The following is a 1,399-nucleotide window of genomic DNA, read 5'->3' as shown; positions in this document are numbered from 1 at the left end:
AGCCGTGGACTGCTTGGCACGTGGAGGCACGAGGCTCACCTGTTCTCGAGAGTTGTAGTGGTATCCGGGACAGCCAGCGAACCCGCCGCAACCCCAGAAACAAGCGCATCGACCCCTTCGGCGCCGCGGATGGTGATGCGGCCAGACATCAGCAGCGGAAGCAACTCGTCCCGCGTCGCCGATAGCCGCTCGTTCTCCTCAACCAACGCGACTGCGCGTTCATGCAGCGAAGTAGCGGCGCTGCGGAACGCGCGCGCCACATCCTCATGTGGAATCTGCACGGGCAAAGCTTTGAAGCGTCCGCGCGGAAGCTCCAGGAAAGTTGCACCATTCGCAAAGGCGAGGAACTCGTCGACCCGCGCGCGCATCTCGTGAAACAGCCACCACTGGTGATCGGGATTGATGGCGTTCACGACGATAAAGCCCTGATTTACCGCCATTGGATTCTGTGCGATAGCGAAGGCGCCGATAGTCGCGCGGGACGTCATCAGAATGGAGCCCGCTGGGTACAGCGGCGACGAGCAGGAAGCGAGACCCTCGGCGGTGAGCGAGCGCTTTGTATAGTTCAAATACGGAGCCGCAAGGCCGGTCACGTCGGTGGGGGTCGCCCAGGCGACATCCCCGTCCCAGTAGTCGGCGATCGCAGTCTTCGGTGTGCCACCCCCACCGATAGCCGCGACGTCGCCAAAGCTCACGGGTGCTGACACCACTGCCTGTCGCGCCCGAGTGAACTCGGTCTGCCCGAGCTCGTCGAGCAGAGCCAGGGCAGAGGCGTTTGCGGCGATCTTGTCGTCGAGTGCACCCAGCACTTCCGCAATAGCCCGCTGAGAATTCAAGGGTGGATACGTGATGGGGATGCCACGGAGGGAGGCAAGGGGTTGGCCAATCCCCGGGGTTCCGACTGTCGACGCCCGTGCCAGCAGCTCGTCGCGTCCACGCCAGCGGAAGTAGTAGAAGATGAAGAGTGGATCGAACCGTGATTTATCCACGCTAAGCTTCATCAAACTCGACGAGATGAGGAGCTCTTCGCCGCTGACAATTCCCACCCGACCAATTGCCCCTCGGTGGGGGAAGACCAGATCACCGTCGCGCACGATGCAAGCAGGGAACTGAGCGGCAACATCCTTCGGTACGTAGACGCGGTCCTGTGCGGAGAGCGACTTACCAGCGGTGATGTCTTGACCTCGGACGACGGCGACGCCAGAACGCGAGTACACCTCGGCCTTCAGCGCGGACCCAAAAGGCCCGATGGCGATTGAGCGCAAAGACTTGTCCGCAATCTCCGCGATAGTGCTGGTGGTCCACTCAGGCATGGAGGCGCTCCAGTTGGGTGCGGACGAGCTGTTCGAGTCGGTTGGATTCGTCGAAGGCGGCCAGGAGCTCGCCGCGGAGCCGGTCG

At 62.5% G+C, this 1,399-nt stretch carries 1 protein-coding gene; it reads right to left on the bottom strand.

All coding sequences use genetic code 11. The annotated features are described in order from the left end of the window. Positions 1-35: 35 nt before the first annotated feature. The gene (locus tag BLT39_RS21730) at positions 36-1,313 is read right to left on the bottom strand and encodes a restriction endonuclease subunit S (protein WP_091069438.1); all 1,278 of its coding nucleotides are present in this window, start codon (positions 1,311-1,313) and stop codon (positions 36-38) included. Between the last annotated feature and the right edge of the window lie 86 nt (positions 1,314-1,399).

The organism is Klenkia brasiliensis, assembly GCF_900100695.1.
Lineage (GTDB): Bacteria > Actinomycetota > Actinomycetes > Mycobacteriales > Geodermatophilaceae > Klenkia > Klenkia brasiliensis.
This window is presented reverse-complemented; position numbering and strand designations above follow the sequence as displayed.

Bases quoted from the DNA above. Each gene is read 5' to 3' on its own strand.
- BLT39_RS21730 (WP_091069438.1), bottom strand. From the start codon at position 1,313: ATGCCTGAGTGGACCACCAGCACTATCGCGGAGATTGCGGACAAGTCT.